Below are 16218 nucleotides of genomic sequence, written 5' to 3' on the forward strand. Positions count from 1 at the left end.
CAACGGTCCTTGGACAGGTGGCATTGGTGAGGCCGCTGGCGGTGGCGACGACGAAATCCGCACCAACCAGACCAGCATGGGCATGAGCGGTGAAGTCGAACGCTTGACCTACACCGGCACCGGCAATTTCACCGGGCGTGGCAGTGCTGGCAACGACATCATCACCGGTGGCGTCGGTAACGATGTGCTGATCGGCGGTGCAGGTGCCGACCAGTTGATCGGTGGCGCAGGTATCGACACTGCCAGCTACGAAGATGCCAATCAGGGAACCGGCGTGACGATCAACTTGAAAACCGGCGTTAACACCGGTCTCGCGGCGGGCGATACGTTCAATGGTATCGAAGCGTTTCGCGGCACCAGTTATACCGACAACTTTGTCGCCGATGCTTCGGCCAACACCTTCGATGGTGTGATCGGCTATGACACCCTGAGCTACGCCACTTCCGAGCAGGCGATCAACCTGACGCTGACCGGCGTCAACGGCACGGGTCTGGGCGGCGATGCGCAGGGCGATGCATTCAGCAACATGGATCTGGTCATCGGCACGGCGTTCAATGACACCTATACCCTGAACTCTGGCAGCACGAGCGTCAGTGGTGGTGCCGGCAATGACGTTTACATCATCAACGGTCCTTGGACAGGTGGCATTGGTGAGGCCGCTGGCGGTGGCGACGACGAAATCCGCACCAACCAGACCAGCACGGGCATGAGCGGTGAAGTTGAACGCTTGACCTACACCGGCACCGGCAATTTCACCGGGCGTGGCAATGCCGGCGATAACATCCTCACCGGTGGCGCCGGTAACGACTTGCTGATCGGTGGTGCAGGTGCCGACCAGTTGATTGGCGGCAACGGTATCGACGTAGCCAGTTATGAGGACAGCCTCGCTGAGGGGGTAACGGTTAATCTGAAAACCGGTGTGCACACCGGGTCTGCCGCGGGCGATACCTACTCCGGTATCGAAATCATTCGTGGCAGCAAGAACGGTGACACGTTTTTCAGCGGCACAGAAGCCAACATCTTTGATGGCGGCGCTGCAGGTGGCGTCGATACCGTCGATTATTCGTTGTCGGCGCAATCCGTGAACATCACTCTGACCACGCTCGGCACCGGCGGTGGCCTGGGCGGCGACGCACAGGACGACACCTTTACCAATATCGAGAAAGTTGTCGGTTCGGCGCTGAACGATGTATTTACTACCGGCTCTGGGGCGTTCTTGCTGCAGGGCGGAGCGGGCGACGATCTGTACATCATCAACGGCTCGGCCAACCAGTCGGTGATCGAATCGGCGGGTGGTGGTGACGACGAAATACGCACCTCGCTGAATACCATGACCTTGAGTGCCGAAGTTGAACGCCTGACCTATACCGGTACCGGTAACTTCACCGGGACAGGCAATGCGGGCAACAACATCATCACCGGTAGCGTGGGCAACGACCTGCTGCTGGGCGGCGCGGGTGCCGATATCTTCATCGGTGGCGCGGGAATCGATACGGTTTCCTACGACGACTCCACCGTGGGCCTGACCATCAACCAGAAGACCGGTGCTCACACGGGCATTGCTGCCGGCGATACCTACGAGGGGATCGAAGTCATTCGTGGCTCGAAATACAGTGACACGTTCGTGGCTGGCGCCGGTGCCGACAAGTTCGACGGCGGTACGGTTGGCCCCGACAACATGGACGTCGTCGACTACTCGCAGTCTGGTGCAGCCATCAACCTGACGCTGGTCTCCGGAACCGGCACCGGCACCGGTGGTGATGCCGAAGGCGATTCCTTCTCGGGTATCGAGAAGATAATCGGTTCGGCCTACGACGACGTGTTCACTTCCTCCACCTCCGGCTCCTTCACCTTGCAGGGAGGGGCAGGCAGCGACGTCTACATCGTCAACACCGGTGCATCGGCAGTTATCATCGAAGCGCAGGGCGGCGGCGACGACGAAGTACGTACCAACCAACTCAGCATGGGGCTGCACAACAATGTCGAGCGCCTGACTTACACCGGCACCGGCAACTTTACCGGTCGCGGTAATGCCAGCGACAACATCATCACAGGTGGTGTGGGCAACGATACCTTGCTGGGTGGTGCAGGTGCCGACAGCTTTGTCGGTGGCGCCGGAACGGACACCGTCAGTTATGACGACAGCACTGTGGCCGTTACGCTGAATTTCAAGACTGGCGTATACAGCGGCATCGCGGCAGGTGACACCTACACCGACATCGAACTGATACGCGGCACGCAGTATGCGGATACGTTTATTGCAGGTGCGGGGGCGGACAAGTTCGACGGTGGGACCGGCGTTGACGTGGCGGATTACTCGCGATCCGCCCAGGGAGTGACGCTGACATTGGGTGCTTCCGGGGTCGGCTCTGGCACGGGCACCGGTGGCGATGCCGAGGGTGACAGCTTTTATGGCATCGAGACCATCATCGGTTCGGCCTACAGCGACGTCTTTATCACCAGTGCCAACTCGACCGGATTCACTGTGCAGGGTGGCAGTGGCGACGATGTTTACGTTCTCAATAATGCAAACTATGGCGCGATCATCGAGCTGGCAGGCGGCGGTAACGATGAGGTGCGTACCAATCAGTCTTACTACCTGATGAATGCCGGGATCGAGCGATTGACCTATACCGGTACGGGTGCATTCCAGGCACGAGGGAATGCACTGGATAACGTTATCACTGGCGGTGCCGGTGACGACATCTTGATGGGGGGCGATGGCGGTGACACGTTTATCGGTGGCGATGGTTTCGACACTGTCAGCTATAACGACATCGGGCCGGTAGGTGTGGTCATCAATCTCAAGACCGGTGAACACACCGCGATTGCCAAGGGCGATACCTTCCAGAGTATCGAGAAGTTCGTCGGCTCGGGACGCGATGACACCTTCATCGGTGATGATCAGGCCAACAATTTCGACGGCTCCTTTGGGCGTGACACTGTCAGCTTTGCCTTTGTAAGCTCGGCGATCACCCTCGACCTCACTCAGCCACTGACCGGTGCTGCAGCGGGTGACACTTACACTAACATCGAAAACTGGGAAGGCACCGCATTCAACGATACCTTGATCGGCGCAAGTGGCGCCGATACGTTTATTGGTGGCAAGGGCGCCGACTTTATCGATGGTGGTGCAGGCGTTCTGGATGAAGCCTGGTACACCGGCAGCTCGGCAGCAGTGCAAATCGACCTGCAAGCCAACACGGTCACTGGTGGCGATGCGACTGGCGATACGCTGGTCAATATCGAAGGGCTGCACGGTTCGTCATTCAACGACACCCTGACAGGCAACGCCGCCTGGAACACGCTCTACGGCGGAGCGGGACATGATTTGATCTATGGGGGCGACGGTAACGACTCGATTTATGGGGGCAGCTACGAGCCTTATGCCATCAACGGCCCGGATCGAAGCGGACCCGCCGAAGCGGATCAGCTGTTTGGTGGCAATGGCAACGACAGTATGTTCGGTGCCAACAACGATGTTGGCAGCGTCCTGCATGGCGATGCCGGTAATGACGACATTACCGTTTACGCCGGCATCGCGTTTGGTGATGATGGCAGTGATTCGCTGGTAGGGACGGGGCCTGAGTATCAACTGTTCGGCGGCGCCGGTTCCGACACCTTAATCATGGGCGGCGGTGGATACGCCTACGGCGGTGAGGGCAGCGATACTTATAAAGTCAGTTCGTCGACCAATGTGTTGATCAAGGATGACGGGGTTCAGGGTGGTGACAGGGTCGAGTTGCAGAATATTGCCTCGTATGCGGATGTGCTGATCAAGACCGATGGCATCAATGCCTACATATTCAATGCAGTGGAGTGGAACGCTGGCAATCAGAACAATGCGGTGATCCTTGCAGACTGGTATGCAGGTTCAAACACCATTGAAACCTTCGCTACCGCCAATGGTGATACGTTCACCATTCCGGTTGTAGGGCAGGCGATGGCCGAGTCGTTCATGGTCTGAAGGTAGTTTGCGACAATAAAAACGGCGAAACCTGTCATTCGGGTTTCGCTTTTTTCTCGATAAAAGAAAACCCCCGACAAACCAGAAGTCTGTCGGGGGGTTCTCATTCAAGCGTCTCGCAACGCCTGAAAATCAGCTCAGCTTATTGGCAAGCTTCGCAATCCGGCTCGTCAATCGCGCAAGCCTTTGGCACTGGCGCTGGACCTGCCGGAGCGGCCAGAACCGAATCGTCGCCGTGGTTGCCGCCGCTGGAAACAGCGTTCAGCTTGCCGGTGTTGATGGTCGACTTCTCGGTGCTGGTCGCGGCCAGGGCACGGAGGTAGTAAGTGGTTTTCAGACCACGGTACCAGGCCATGCGGTAGGTCACGTCAAGCTTCTTGCCCGATGCGCCGGCGATGTACAGGTTCAACGATTGAGCCTGGTCGATCCACTTCTGACGACGGCTGGCGGCGTCAACGATCCACTTGGTATCCACTTCGAACGCAGTCGCGTAGAGCTCTTTGAGTTCTTGCGGGATGCGCTCGATCTGCTGAACAGAACCGTCGTAGTACTTCAGGTCGTTGATCATGACCGAGTCCCACAGACCGCGAGCCTTGAGGTCGCGAACCAGGTACGGGTTGATCACGGTGAATTCGCCCGACAGGTTCGATTTCACGTAGAGGTTCTGATAGGTCGGTTCGATCGACTGCGACACGCCGGTGATGTTGGCGATGGTCGCGGTCGGTGCGATGGCCATGATGTTCGAGTTGCGAATGCCTTTCTGTACACGGGCGCGAACCGGTGCCCAGTCCAGGGTTTCCTTCAGGTCGACATCGATGTACTGCTGGCCGCGTTGTTCGATCAGGATCTGTTGCGAATCCAGTGGCAGGATGCCTTTGGACCACAGCGAACCGTTGAACGTCTCGTAGGCACCACGCTCGTCAGCCAGGTCGCAGGACGCCTGGATCGCGTAGTAGCTGACCGCTTCCATCGACTTGTCGGCGAACTCGACGGCAGCGTCGGAGCCGTAGGCGATGTGCTGCAGGTACAACGCGTCCTGGAAGCCCATGATGCCCAGGCCGACCGGACGGTGACGGAAGTTGGAGTTCTTCGCTTGCGGCACCGAGTAGTAGTTGATGTCGATCACGTTATCGAGCATGCGCACGGCAGTGTTCACGGTGCGTTGCAGCTTGGCGGTATCGAGTTTGCCGTCGACGATGTGGTTCGGCAGGTTGATCGAGCCGAGGTTGCAAACGGCGATCTCGTCCTTGTTGGTGTTCAAGGTGATCTCGGTGCACAGGTTCGAGCTGTGGACCACGCCGACGTGCTGCTGCGGGCTGCGCAGGTTGCACGGGTCTTTGAAAGTCAGCCATGGGTGGCCGGTTTCGAACAGCATGGACAGCATCTTGCGCCACAGGTCTTTGGCCTGGATGGTCTTGAACAGCTTGACCTTGCCTGGGTATTCGGTCAGCGCTTCGTAGTACTCGTAGCGCTCTTCGAAGGCTTTACCGGTCAGGTCGTGCAGGTCCGGTACTTCGGATGGCGAGAACAGGGTCCACTTGCCGTCATCGAAGACGCGCTTCATGAACAGGTCAGGGATCCAGTTGGCGGTGTTCATGTCGTGGGTACGACGACGATCGTCACCGGTGTTCTTGCGCAGCTCGATGAACTCTTCGATGTCCATGTGCCAGGTTTCCAGGTAGGCACACACAGCGCCTTTGCGCTTGCCACCCTGGTTTACGGCCACAGCGGTGTCGTTCACCACTTTGAGGAACGGCACCACGCCTTGCGACTTGCCGTTGGTGCCCTTGATGTACGAGCCCAGTGCACGAACAGGCGTCCAGTCGTTGCCCAGGCCACCGGCAAATTTCGACAACATGGCGTTGTCGTGGATCGCGTGATAGATGCCCGACAGGTCATCCGGCACGGTGGTCAGGTAGCAGCTCGACAGCTGTGGACGCAGGGTGCCGGCGTTGAACAGGGTCGGGGTCGAAGCCATGTAGTCGAACGAGGACAGCAGGTTGTAGAACTCGATCGCACGGTCTTCTTTGTTCTTCTCTTCGATCGCAAGACCCATGGCCACGCGCATGAAGAAGATCTGCGGCAGTTCGAAACGCACGCCATCCTTGTGGATGAAGTAGCGGTCGTACAGGGTCTGCAGGCCCAGGTAGGTGAATTGCTGATCGCGCTCGTGGTTGATCGCCTTGCCCAGTTTTTCCAGGTCGAAGGTGGCCAGCACCGGGTTCAGCAGTTCGAACTCGATACCCTTGGCGATGTAGGCCGGCAGGGCCTTGGCGTAGAGGTCGGCCATTTCGTGATGGGTGGCGCTTTCGGCGACTTCAAGGAAGTTCAGGCCTTCGGCACGCAGGGTGTCCATCAGCAGGCGGGCGGTGACGAACGAGTAGTTCGGCTCGCGCTCGACCAGCGTACGGGCGGTCATCACCAGGGCGGTGTTGACGTCGGTCAGGGCCACGCCGTCGTACAGGTTTTTCAGGGTTTCGCGCTGGATCAGGTCGCCGTCGACTTCTTCCAGGCCTTCGCAGGCTTCGGTAACGATGGTGTTCAGGCGGCCCATGTCCAGCGGCGCGAGGCTGCCGTCGGCGCGGGTGATGCGGATCGACGGATGTGCGTTGACTGCGGCTTCGGCCGGGGCGTGAGCTGCGCGTTCTTTCGAACGGCCGTCACGGTAGATCACGTAGTCGCGCGCCACTTTCTGCTCGCCGGCACGCATCAGGGCCAGTTCGACCTGGTCCTGGATTTCTTCGATGTGGATGGTGCCGCCCGATGGCATGCGACGCTTGAAGGTTGCGGTGACTTGTTCGGTCAGGCGCGCAACCGTGTCGTGGATTCGCGACGAAGCGGCAGCGGTGCCGCCCTCAACTGCGAGAAACGCTTTGGTGATAGCGACGGTGATCTTGTCATCGGTGTAAGGAACGACAGTGCCATTACGCTTGATCACGCGCAGTTGGCCAGGCGCGGTGGCTGCCAGATCCGAAGTCGAATCGGCGGCCTGCGGCAAGGTGCCCTGCGGGTTCTCGCGAGTTGTGTCGGTTTGCATGGGGGGTGGTCTCCACATTCTCTATGTTTGTTTGGCACCGTCATGGTGCTCACCGTTCTGTACCGAAGCACTGCAACCGACGGGCGTCGGCATTACAAACTTCGGAACAGTAGGAAAAAGGCTGCAACGCCGCATCCTTGCCGAAGTTTTGGCTGCGAGCCAATGCTCGCAACCGGATTCCTTCGCGGGTGACAGTCGTGACTGCAACACCCATACCGTTTTGTCCGTTTCGGACTAAAAAAACGGCGCCATCCGCCAGTGCGGTTTGGGCTTCAAAAAACTTGCTCGTTCAACCGGAAACTCGCCATAAAGCGCTTGAGTTTCAGGCTTGAAATGTGGTTGGGCGTTTTGGTCGAAAACCCTATATGTAGGGTCTCCGTTTTCGCCGTGCTACAAGATAATGCGTTTCAGGGGAGGATTGCAACGTACTACCTGTGGATAAGCCTGTGCGTAATTTGTGTAAGAAACAGGGAAAACGCGTGTAGGCCGCGAACCTGCTGAGCCAGACCGTTTGTCACTGTTTTTTCATCCGGAAAAACGCTTCAGCGGTTTTTTAAGGGCGCGAACCCTATCACAGAATTCCGCGGTGTCCGAACGCATTTACCGACTTGTTTTCCGAGTGATCGCCGTTTATACAATCGCTGGGTGTGCAGGCATTTTTATCCTCCTGAAACATGACAAAAAGACGGGAGGATTGCGCAAAAAACTGTAGGAGTGAGCCTGCTCGCGATAGCGTCTTTCCCTACAGCATCCTTATTGGCTGATCCACCGCTATCGCGAGCAGGCTCACTCCTACAGTGACCGTGTTAGCCAGATATTCTTCTTTCATCAATAAAAACAGCAAGCAGAGGTCACCGGTGGAGCAACAAACCTGGCAGGTATTGATCGTCGAGGATGACCAGCGGCTGGCCGAGCTCACGCGCGATTACCTGCAAGCCAATGGACTGCGCGTGGAAATCGAAGGCAATGGCGCGCTGGCGGCGGCGCGGATCATCAAGCAGCAGCCGGATCTGGTGATCCTCGATCTGATGCTGCCCGGCGAGGATGGTCTGAGCATCTGCCGCAAGGTGCGCAGCCAGTACGACGGGCCGATTCTGATGCTCACCGCGCGCACCGACGATGCCGATCAGATCCACGGCCTCGATCTGGGCGCTGACGATTACGTCTGCAAACCGGTGCGGCCGCGTCTGCTGCTGGCGCGGATCCAGGCGTTGCTGCGACGCAGTGACACACCGGAGCCACTCGCTGAAAAGTCCCGCCGCCTGCAATTCGGCCCGCTGATCGTCGATAACGCCTTGCGCGAAGCCTGGCTGAGCGACAACGGCATCGAGCTGACCAGTGCCGAGTTCGACCTGCTCTGGCTGCTGGTATCCAACGCCGGGCGCATTCTGTCCCGCGAAGAAATCTTCACCGCACTGCGCGGCATCGGCTATGACGGCCAGGACCGCTCGATCGATGTACGCATTTCGCGCATCCGTCCGAAAATCGGCGATGACCCCGACCATCCGCGCCTGATCAAGACCATCCGCAGCAAGGGCTATCTGTTCGTCCCGGAAGCCTGCGCAGACCTGGCCCTGTGAACTCGATCTTCCTGCGCATCTACGGTGGCATGTGCGCCGCACTGATCCTCGTGGCGGTGCTCGGCGTACTGGCGCTGCACCTGCTCAATCAGGTGCGCAGCGAGCAATACCGCGAGCGTCTCGCGCACGGCACGTTCTCGCTGATGGCAGACAACCTGCAACCCATGAACCAGACCGAGCGCCATCGTGCGCTGCTGGTGTGGGAGCGCTTGCTCGGCATTCCGCTGACGCTGAAAAAGTTCGCCGAAACCGACCTCGATATGACCCAGCGCACCCGTGTGCTGCGCGGTCAGGCACTGGTCGAGCAGACCGGTCCGCACGCGGCGAAGGTCTATCGGCTGGTTAGCGAACAGGAACAGATGATGCTGGTGGGCGAGGTGCAGCAAATCAGCGAGCAACTGGCCCGGGCGACGATTTATCTGCTGGCCGATGAATTGGTGCGCGTGCCGGTCGCTGATCAGCCGAAACGTCTGGCGCAAATAAAGAAAGAAAAGGGCTTCGGCTTCGACTTGCGTCTGGTCACGGCGAATGACGCCGACATGGACGAAGATCAGAGTCGCCGTGTGTCCGAGGGCGATACGGTGATGGCGTTGGGCAAGGGCGGCGATTCGATCCGCGTGTTTGCCGGCATGGTCGGCACGCCGTGGGTGCTGGAAATCGGCCCGCTGTATCAGATGAATCCCTATCCACCGGAATGGCTGGTGCTGATTGCCGCCCTGGGCCTGACCTTGATCGGTCTCATCGTTTATTTGTTGGTGCGGCAACTGGAGCGGCGTTTGCGCGGGCTGGAAGCAGCGGCCACGCGCATCGCCAAGGGCAGCCTGGAAACCCGCGTGCCGGCGCGCGGAGCCGACTCGGTGGGGCGTCTGGCGTCGGCCTTCAATGGCATGGCCGAGCACTTGCAGCAGTTACTGGCGATCCAGCGCGAACTGGTGCGCGCGGTGTCCCACGAATTGCGCACGCCGGTGGCGCGGCTGCGTTTTGGTCTGGAAATGATCGGCTCGGCGACCACCCCGCAAGCGCTGGAAAAGTACCGTGAAGGCATGGACCACGATATCGAGGACCTCGACAAGCTGGTCGACGAAATGCTCACTTACGCCCGGCTGGAACAGGGTTCGCCGGCCCTGACGTTCCAGCGCATCGACCTTGATGCACTGGTCAATCAAGTGATCGAAGAGCTGGCGCCGCTGCGCGCCGAAGTCACCGTGCAGCGCGGGTTGTGCCTGTCTTCTGCCGATAACGACGACGCCTGGGTCGAAGCCGAACCGCGTTACCTGCACCGGGCGCTGCAGAATCTGGTGAGCAACGCCATGCGCCATGCGCAGTCGAAGGTCACGGTGAGCTATCAGGTCGGGCAGTTACGGTGCCGCGTCGACGTCGAGGATGACGGGCCGGGCGTACCAGAAGTGGCGTGGGAGCGGATTTTCACGCCGTTCCTGCGCCTGGACGACAGCCGCACGCGCGCATCGGGCGGCCATGGCCTGGGGCTGTCGATTGTGCGGCGAATCATTCACTGGCATGACGGCCGGGCAATCATCGGCAAGAGCAAGAGTCTGGGTGGGGCTTGTTTCAGTTTGAGCTGGCCGAGGAATCAGGAGCGCCGTTGAGATCCGGGATGGCCCCTTCGCGAGCAGGCTCACTCCTACATTTGGAATGCGTTTCCCCTGTAGGAGTGAGCCTGCTCGCGATAGCGCCAGTGCCGACAACACAAATCTTCAGGCAGCAATGCTGACCAGACTCAACAACTGCCCATCCCCAACCGAAAACTGTGCCTCCAGCTCAGTACCGTTGCGCCACTCGGAAGACAGATCGGTCAACAACCGCAGCCGTACCTCACCCGCCTCAGTCCATTCCAGCACTTCGGCGTGCTCGAAATAAAAGCGCTGCTGCACGATTGGGTACAGCGCCTTGAACAGGCTTTCCTTGACCGAAAACGTCAGGGTCACCAGTAACGCCAGATGATCCTGCGACCCGGCCGCCATGCGCTGGATCTCCGTCGGCGTGAGGATTTCCCCGGCCAGGCGCTCGGCGCGCTCGTGGCTCAGCAGATTTTCCAGATCCATGCCCAAGCCGCGCCAGTCTTGCTTGTTGGCAACGATCGCGGCGGCGTGACCGGTGCTGTGAGTAATCGAGCCGCAGATGTGCGCCGGCCAGACCGGGGCGCGGTCTTCGCCGATGGCCGGGATCGTGTCCGTGCCGTCGAGTTGCGCCAGCGCGGCGCGGGCGCAGATCCGTCCGGCAAGGAACTCGGCCTGACGCTTGGCCACCGAGCGCTGAATGCTGGGCGGCGCGACGACGGCGCTGCGCTGAAAGTCATCGGCGAGCAGTCGCGCCGGATCAAACCGGGTGCTGAGCAGTACGGTGCCAGGCAACACCGTTGGCAATGGCCAACGACTGTCGAGCGCGGTGCAGCAGGCGGGCAGGGCGGGGGTGAGATTCATGGCTGGCATTTTGCCGGTTAGTCGGGGCAAGGTCGAGATCGGCGGGGAAGCTTTCGCGAGCAGGCTCGCTCCCACAGGGGATTTTCTGTGCGACACAGATCCGGTGTGGGAGTGAGCCTGCTCGCGATCGCCGCGCCGCGGTGTCTCTGATTAACCGAAAATCTTCTTCAAGAATGCCTGCATATCCGCCCAGGACTTTTCATCCGCCGCCTTGTTGTAACCAATGTCCGGCCCACCATGCTCGCCATGGCTCAAACGGTCGGCGTCCGGATTGCTGAAGCCATGCTTGGCACCCTCGAGACTGACGAACTTATAGTCCGCCCCGGCCTTGTCCATTTCCGCCTTGAACGCGGTGACATTGTCCTGAGTGACCATGCTGTCCAGCGCGCCATGCTCGACCAGGATCTTCGTTTTCACGCTGCCCGGGGTTGCCGGGGTCTTGGTCGCCAGCGCGCCATGGAAACTCACTACACCCGCCAGTGGCACGCCCTGACGCGCCGCATTCAACACCACGGCGCCACCGAAGCAATAACCGATGGCAGCGAGTTTGTTGACGTCGGTTTGCGGCTGTTTTTTCAGAAGGTCCAGGCCAGCGGCAAAACGTTTGCTGGCTGCATCGGCGTCCTTGGTCGCCGCCTGCATGAACGCCATCGCGTCTTTCGGGTGCTCGGTGTTCTTGCCTTCGCCATACATGTCGATAGCCAGCGCGCTGTAGCCGAGTTCAGCCAAATCCCGTGCGCGACGCTTCGCATAGTCATTCAGCCCCCACCATTCGTGGACCACAACGACACCGGGGCGTGGGCCTTCGATCGCGTCGTCATAGGCGTAGTAGCCGATCAGTTTTGTACCGTCGGCGCTTTGATAGGGGATTTCTGCGGTCTTGATCGCAGCCTGGGTCAGGCTGCTGACGGCCAGCAAGGTGAGGGCGAGGAACAGGCGCATGGTCGGGTCTCCTTGATGTAAGTGGTCAGAACAGCCTAGACGATCTGGTTCAGCTTGGGTTCAGAGACGGTTCAGGGGCGGTACAGGGGCGGGTCAGTAACCTTGCGCCATACCCAAACAGCACTGTGAAAGAGGAAATACCCATGACTCGTTTAAACAAACTGCTGCTGGCTTTGACCGTAATGAGCGCCAGCATCGCGGCCCACGCCGACACCACTTCGAACTTCGCCGGCCTGAGCTTCGGCCAGACCAGCGACAAGATCAAAAAGTCCCACGCCTTGAATGACAACCTCGACCACCCCAACGCCACCGGGGCCATCGACGGCAACAACACCTACGGCGTGCGCCTCGGTCAGCAGAACAGCCAAGGCCGCTACTACGCCACCTACGACAACGTATCCGGTTCGCACAATGGCGTTAAACTGCGCCAGGAAAACCTGCTGGGCAGCTACGATCTGTTCTACCCGGTGGGCGGCAGCACCAAACTGTTCGGCGGCGCCACGGCGGGCCTGACCAAACTGACCCAGGAGTCGCCAGGCTTCAGCCGTGACAGCGACATCGGTTATGCAGTGGGTGGGCAGTTCGGTGTGTTGCAGCAAGTGTCGCAAAACACCTCGGTAGAACTCGGTTACCGTTACCTGCGCAGCAACGCCAGCACCGAGATGAGTGAGCGCGGCGGCAGCAAGCAAGGCTCGCTGGACCTGACCAGCAGCGCCCAGACGTACCTGTCGGCCAACTACTATTTCTAAGTTTCGCCTGGCCTGTGTGGGAGCGAGCTTGCTCGCGAAGGCAATGGTTCATTCAACACATCGTTGACTGAACAGACGTATTCGCGAGCAAGCTCGCTCCCACAGGTTGTGTATGTAGAGCTCAAGTGATGGGGAGAAAGGCATGAAACTGTTGGTCGTCGAAGATGAAGCGCTGTTGCGCCATCACCTGCAAACCCGCCTCACGGAGAGCGGTCACGTGGTCGAATCCGTGGCCAATGCCGAAGAAGCGCTGTACCAGACCGGACAGTTCAACTTTGACTTGGCGGTGATCGACCTCGGCCTGCCGGGCATGGGCGGCCTCGACCTGATCCGGCAGTTGCGTTCGGGCGGCAAGAGCTTTCCGATCCTGATCCTCACCGCACGCGGCAACTGGCAGGACAAGGTCGAAGGCCTCGCCGCCGGCGCCGACGATTACGTGGTCAAGCCGTTCCAGTTCGAAGAACTCGACGCACGCCTCAATGCGCTGCTGCGCCGCTCCAGCGGTTTCACTCAGTCGACCATTGTTGCCGGGCCGTTGCTGCTGGACCTCAATCGCAAACAGGCGAGCCTCGATGAACAACCGCTGGCGCTGACCGCCTACGAATACCGCATCCTCGAATACCTGATGCGTCACCACCAGCAAGTGGTACCCAAGGATCGCTTGATGGAGCAGCTCTACCCGGATGACGACGAGCGTGATCCGAACGTGATTGAAGTGCTGGTCGGCCGTCTGCGCCGCAAGCTTGAAGCGCCGGCGGGGTTCAAACCGATCGACACCGTGCGCGGTCTCGGTTATCTGTTCAACGAGCGCTGCACTTGATTCGTTCCCTTCGCGTTCGTTTGATGCTCGCCGCCACCACGTTGGCGGTGTTGTTCATGCTCGCCTTGCTCCCGGCGATGCAGGGCGCGTTCAGCCTCGCCTTGCAGGATTCGATCGAGCAACGCCTGGCCTCTGACGTCACCACGCTGATCTCCGCCGCGCGCGTGGAAAACGGTCGGTTGGTGATGCCTTCACAATTGCCCGATGAGCGCTTCAACCTCACCGATTTTCGCCTGCTCGGCTATATCTACGACCGCGAAGGACATCTGGTCTGGCGGTCGAAAGCCACCCAGGAAGAGCAGATCAACTACAAGCCGCGCTATGACGGTCTCGGCAACGAGTTCGCGCGGATTCGCGAAAGCAACGGCCAGGAATTCTTTGTCTACGACGTCGAAGTCAAACTGCTCGGCGGCAAGAGCGCGGCGTTCAGCATTGTCGCCCTGCAACCGGTGCGCGAATACGAAACCACCCTCGAAGGCCTGCGTGAAAACCTTTATCTGGGCTTCGGCGCGGCGTTGCTGGTGCTGCTCGCGTTGTTGTGGATCGGCCTGACCTGGGGCCTAAAGGCCTTGCGCCGACTCAGCCAGGAACTCGACGAAATCGAAGGTGGCACCCGCGAAAGCCTGACTGAAAAACACCCGCGTGAACTGCTGCGCCTGACCGGTTCGCTCAACCGCTTGCTGCTCAGCGAGCGTCAGCAGCGCAGCCGTTACCGCGATTCGCTCGATGACCTTGCTCACAGCCTGAAGACGCCACTGGCGGTGTTGCAAGGCGTCAGCGAAGACATGGCGCAGCGGCCTCAAGAGCGCGATCAGGCCTGGGTGTTGCAAAGCCAGATCGAGCGCATGAGCCAGCAGATCAGCTACCAACTGCAACGGGCCAGCCTGCGCAAAAGCGGCCTGGTGCGCCATCAGGTGCGCCTGCAACCGGTACTCAAAAGCCTCTGTGACACGCTGGACAAGGTCTACCGCGACAAACACGTGCGTGTCACGTTTGATCTGCCGGAGCATTGCTATGTGCCGATCGAACAGGGTGCCTTGCTGGAGATGCTCGGCAACCTGCTGGAAAACGCCTATCGCCTGTGCCTGGGCGAAGTGCGCGTCAGCGTGCGCGAGTCGCTCGCCGGGGTCGAGTTGTGCGTAGAAGACGACGGGCCGGGTGTGCCACTCGATCAACGCGCACGGATACTCGAACGCGGCGAACGCCTGGATGCGCAGCATCCGGGGCAGGGCATCGGGCTGGCGGTGGTCAAGGACATCATCGAAAGCTACAACGCCCGGCTGGCCCTGGGCGATTCGCCGATGGGCGGGGCGGCGTTCAGGATTCATTTTCCTGCGGTTTAGGTGGTGCCCTTTATGACCCTATCGCGAGCAGGCTCACTCCTACATTTGGAATGCGTACCCTTGTAGGAGTGAGCCTGCTCGCGATAGCGCCGGGCGCTTCAACGCAAGATTCGAGGCTGCCTCATTGCTCCTGCGCCCGATAAGCCCCCGGCGTCAGCCCCGTCCACTTCTTGAACGCCCGATGAAACGCCGACGGTTCGGAAAATCCGAGCTGCTCGGCAATCTGCTGCAACGACATCTCCGCCCGGCCTAAATGGTAAATGGCGATATCCCGCCGCAGCTGATCCTTCAGTTCCTGAAAACTGGTGCCTTCTTCACGCAAGTGCCGGCGCAAGGTCTGCGGGCTGATGTGCATGTGAGCCGCCACGGCTTCCAGATCCGGCCAGTGCGCGCTGTCGCGGCTGAGCAGGCGGCGCAAGCGGCTGCTGAGGCTGTCGCCGTCGTCCGGGCGCGAGAGCAGGTCGGCGGGGGAGCGTTCGAGGAAGTGTTTGAGCGTGCGTTCGTCCTGCAACAGCGGCATCGGCAGGTAGCGGCTGTGAAACAGCAGGCTGCTTCGTTCGGTGCCGAAAACCATGGGGCAGGGAAACAGCAGGTCGTATTCGGCGCCGTGGTCGGGGCGCGGGTAGCTGAAGGTTGCCTGTTCGAGGCGAATCCGCTGGCCGATCAGCCAACTGCCGAGGCGATGCCAGATCACCAGCAGGCTCTCGGTGAGGAAGTGATCCGGGTCCCATAGCGGCGAATCGTCGAGGCTCAAACGCACCCATTCGTCTTCGCGATTCAAGGTCAGGCGCGGGGCATCGGGGAATAAGCTATAAAAAAGTAAACCGCGTTGCAGGGCCTTTTCCAAATTGCGGCAATGAATCGAGGCGTGGCACATCATGGCGAAAGTGCCGGGCTTGCTTGGCGCGTTGCCGAAGCCCAGGTACTCGTCATCCAGCGCCAGCCACAGACCTTGAATCAGCCGGGTGAATTGCTCTGGAGCAATGCGCGCGCGCGGTTCGTCGAGCAGCTCCGGGCTGATGCCCAGTTGCAGCAGCAGGCCCGAATAATCGAAGCCCAGACGGCGCGCGCCACCGAGGGCGGCACGGGCGAAATGACTGGCGATGGTGCGTTCACGCATAAGCGGCAGATCCTTCCTCAGGCGCCCGGATGGTAGCCGGGTGGCGCTGCTCGCAACAAGGCGGATTTCCGCCAAATTGCAGGACGCGAAACGGCAAGTTGGCGGAAATCCGCCACACACAGGTCACCGTCCGGTGACATGGAAAATCCCGCAGACCCTGATATCAAAAGGCTTGCTGGCAATCGCACCAATCTGGCACGGCGTTTGCGATAGAAGCGA

General features: G+C 60.0%; 10 protein-coding genes. 6 read left to right on the plus strand and 4 right to left on the minus strand.

What is annotated here, in order from left to right:
- The coding region (locus tag HU755_RS23525; protein WP_346655443.1) for a hypothetical protein at positions 1–3967 on the plus strand (3967 nt) is incomplete at its 5' end.
- A 142-nt stretch (positions 3968–4109) separates the two neighbouring features.
- On the opposite strand, the gene HU755_RS23530 is transcribed toward HU755_RS23525, so the two are convergent.
- The gene (locus HU755_RS23530) at positions 4110–7004 is read right to left on the minus strand and encodes a ribonucleoside-diphosphate reductase subunit alpha (RefSeq protein ID WP_186551711.1); all 2895 of its coding nucleotides are present in this window, start codon (positions 7002–7004) and stop codon (positions 4110–4112) included.
- An 857-nt stretch (positions 7005–7861) separates the two neighbouring features.
- Here HU755_RS23530 and HU755_RS23535 point away from each other — a divergent pair.
- Both HU755_RS23535 and HU755_RS23540 read left to right on the plus strand, forming a co-directional pair.
- Complete coding sequence (locus HU755_RS23535; RefSeq protein ID WP_186551712.1) at positions 7862–8584, plus strand: response regulator; 723 nt, start codon at positions 7862–7864, stop codon at positions 8582–8584.
- Positions 8581–10191: an ATP-binding protein gene (locus HU755_RS23540; protein WP_186551713.1), complete on the plus strand. Its 1611-nt coding sequence runs from the start codon at positions 8581–8583 to the stop codon at positions 10189–10191. The genes HU755_RS23535 and HU755_RS23540 overlap by 4 nt, the downstream gene beginning before the upstream one ends.
- A 108-nt stretch (positions 10192–10299) precedes the next feature.
- Here the strand turns inward: HU755_RS23540 and HU755_RS23545 are convergent, their stop codons facing one another.
- Positions 10300–11025 (minus strand): 4'-phosphopantetheinyl transferase, encoded by a 726-nt coding sequence (locus tag HU755_RS23545; RefSeq protein WP_202885367.1) that lies wholly within the window; start codon positions 11023–11025, stop codon positions 10300–10302.
- Between the two features lie 150 nt (positions 11026–11175).
- Positions 11176–11967, minus strand: coding sequence for a dienelactone hydrolase family protein (locus HU755_RS23550; RefSeq protein ID WP_186637019.1), 792 nt, complete (start codon positions 11965–11967; stop codon positions 11176–11178).
- 143 nt (positions 11968–12110) lie between these two features.
- On the opposite strand from HU755_RS23550, the gene HU755_RS23555 reads away from it, so the two are divergent.
- From HU755_RS23555 to HU755_RS23565, 3 genes are all read left to right on the plus strand, one after another.
- Positions 12111–12716, plus strand: coding sequence for a hypothetical protein (locus HU755_RS23555; RefSeq protein ID WP_186551715.1), 606 nt, complete (start codon positions 12111–12113; stop codon positions 12714–12716).
- Positions 12717–12858: 142 nt separating this feature from the next.
- Entirely contained in the window at positions 12859–13536 is a 678-nt protein-coding gene (locus HU755_RS23560) for a response regulator transcription factor (RefSeq protein WP_186622221.1), read from the plus strand.
- Positions 13533–14879: an ATP-binding protein gene (locus tag HU755_RS23565; RefSeq protein ID WP_186637020.1), complete on the plus strand. Its 1347-nt coding sequence runs from the start codon at positions 13533–13535 to the stop codon at positions 14877–14879. Before HU755_RS23560 ends, HU755_RS23565 begins: the two co-directional genes overlap by 4 nt.
- 121 nt (positions 14880–15000) lie before the next feature.
- On the opposite strand, the gene HU755_RS23570 is transcribed toward HU755_RS23565, so the two are convergent.
- The gene (locus HU755_RS23570) at positions 15001–15999 is read right to left on the minus strand and encodes an AraC family transcriptional regulator (RefSeq protein WP_186637021.1); all 999 of its coding nucleotides are present in this window, start codon (positions 15997–15999) and stop codon (positions 15001–15003) included.
- Positions 16000–16218 lie beyond the last annotated feature (219 nt).

The organism is Pseudomonas sp. SWRI111, assembly GCF_014268555.1.
Lineage (GTDB): Bacteria > Pseudomonadota > Gammaproteobacteria > Pseudomonadales > Pseudomonadaceae > Aquipseudomonas > Aquipseudomonas hamedanensis.

Bases quoted from the DNA above. Each gene is read 5' to 3' on its own strand.
- HU755_RS23550 (WP_186637019.1), bottom strand. From the start codon at position 11,967: ATGCGCCTGTTCCTCGCCCTCACCTTGCTGGCCGTCAGCAGCCTGACC.
- HU755_RS23555 (WP_186551715.1), top strand. From the start codon at position 12,111: ATGACTCGTTTAAACAAACTGCTGCTGGCTTTGACCGTAATGAGCGCC.
- HU755_RS23530 (WP_186551711.1), bottom strand. From the start codon at position 7,004: ATGCAAACCGACACAACTCGCGAGAACCCGCAGGGCACCTTGCCGCAG.
- HU755_RS23570 (WP_186637021.1), bottom strand. From the start codon at position 15,999: ATGCGTGAACGCACCATCGCCAGTCATTTCGCCCGTGCCGCCCTCGGT.
- HU755_RS23545 (WP_202885367.1), bottom strand. From the start codon at position 11,025: ATGAATCTCACCCCCGCCCTGCCCGCCTGCTGCACCGCGCTCGACAGT.
- HU755_RS23560 (WP_186622221.1), top strand. From the start codon at position 12,859: ATGAAACTGTTGGTCGTCGAAGATGAAGCGCTGTTGCGCCATCACCTG.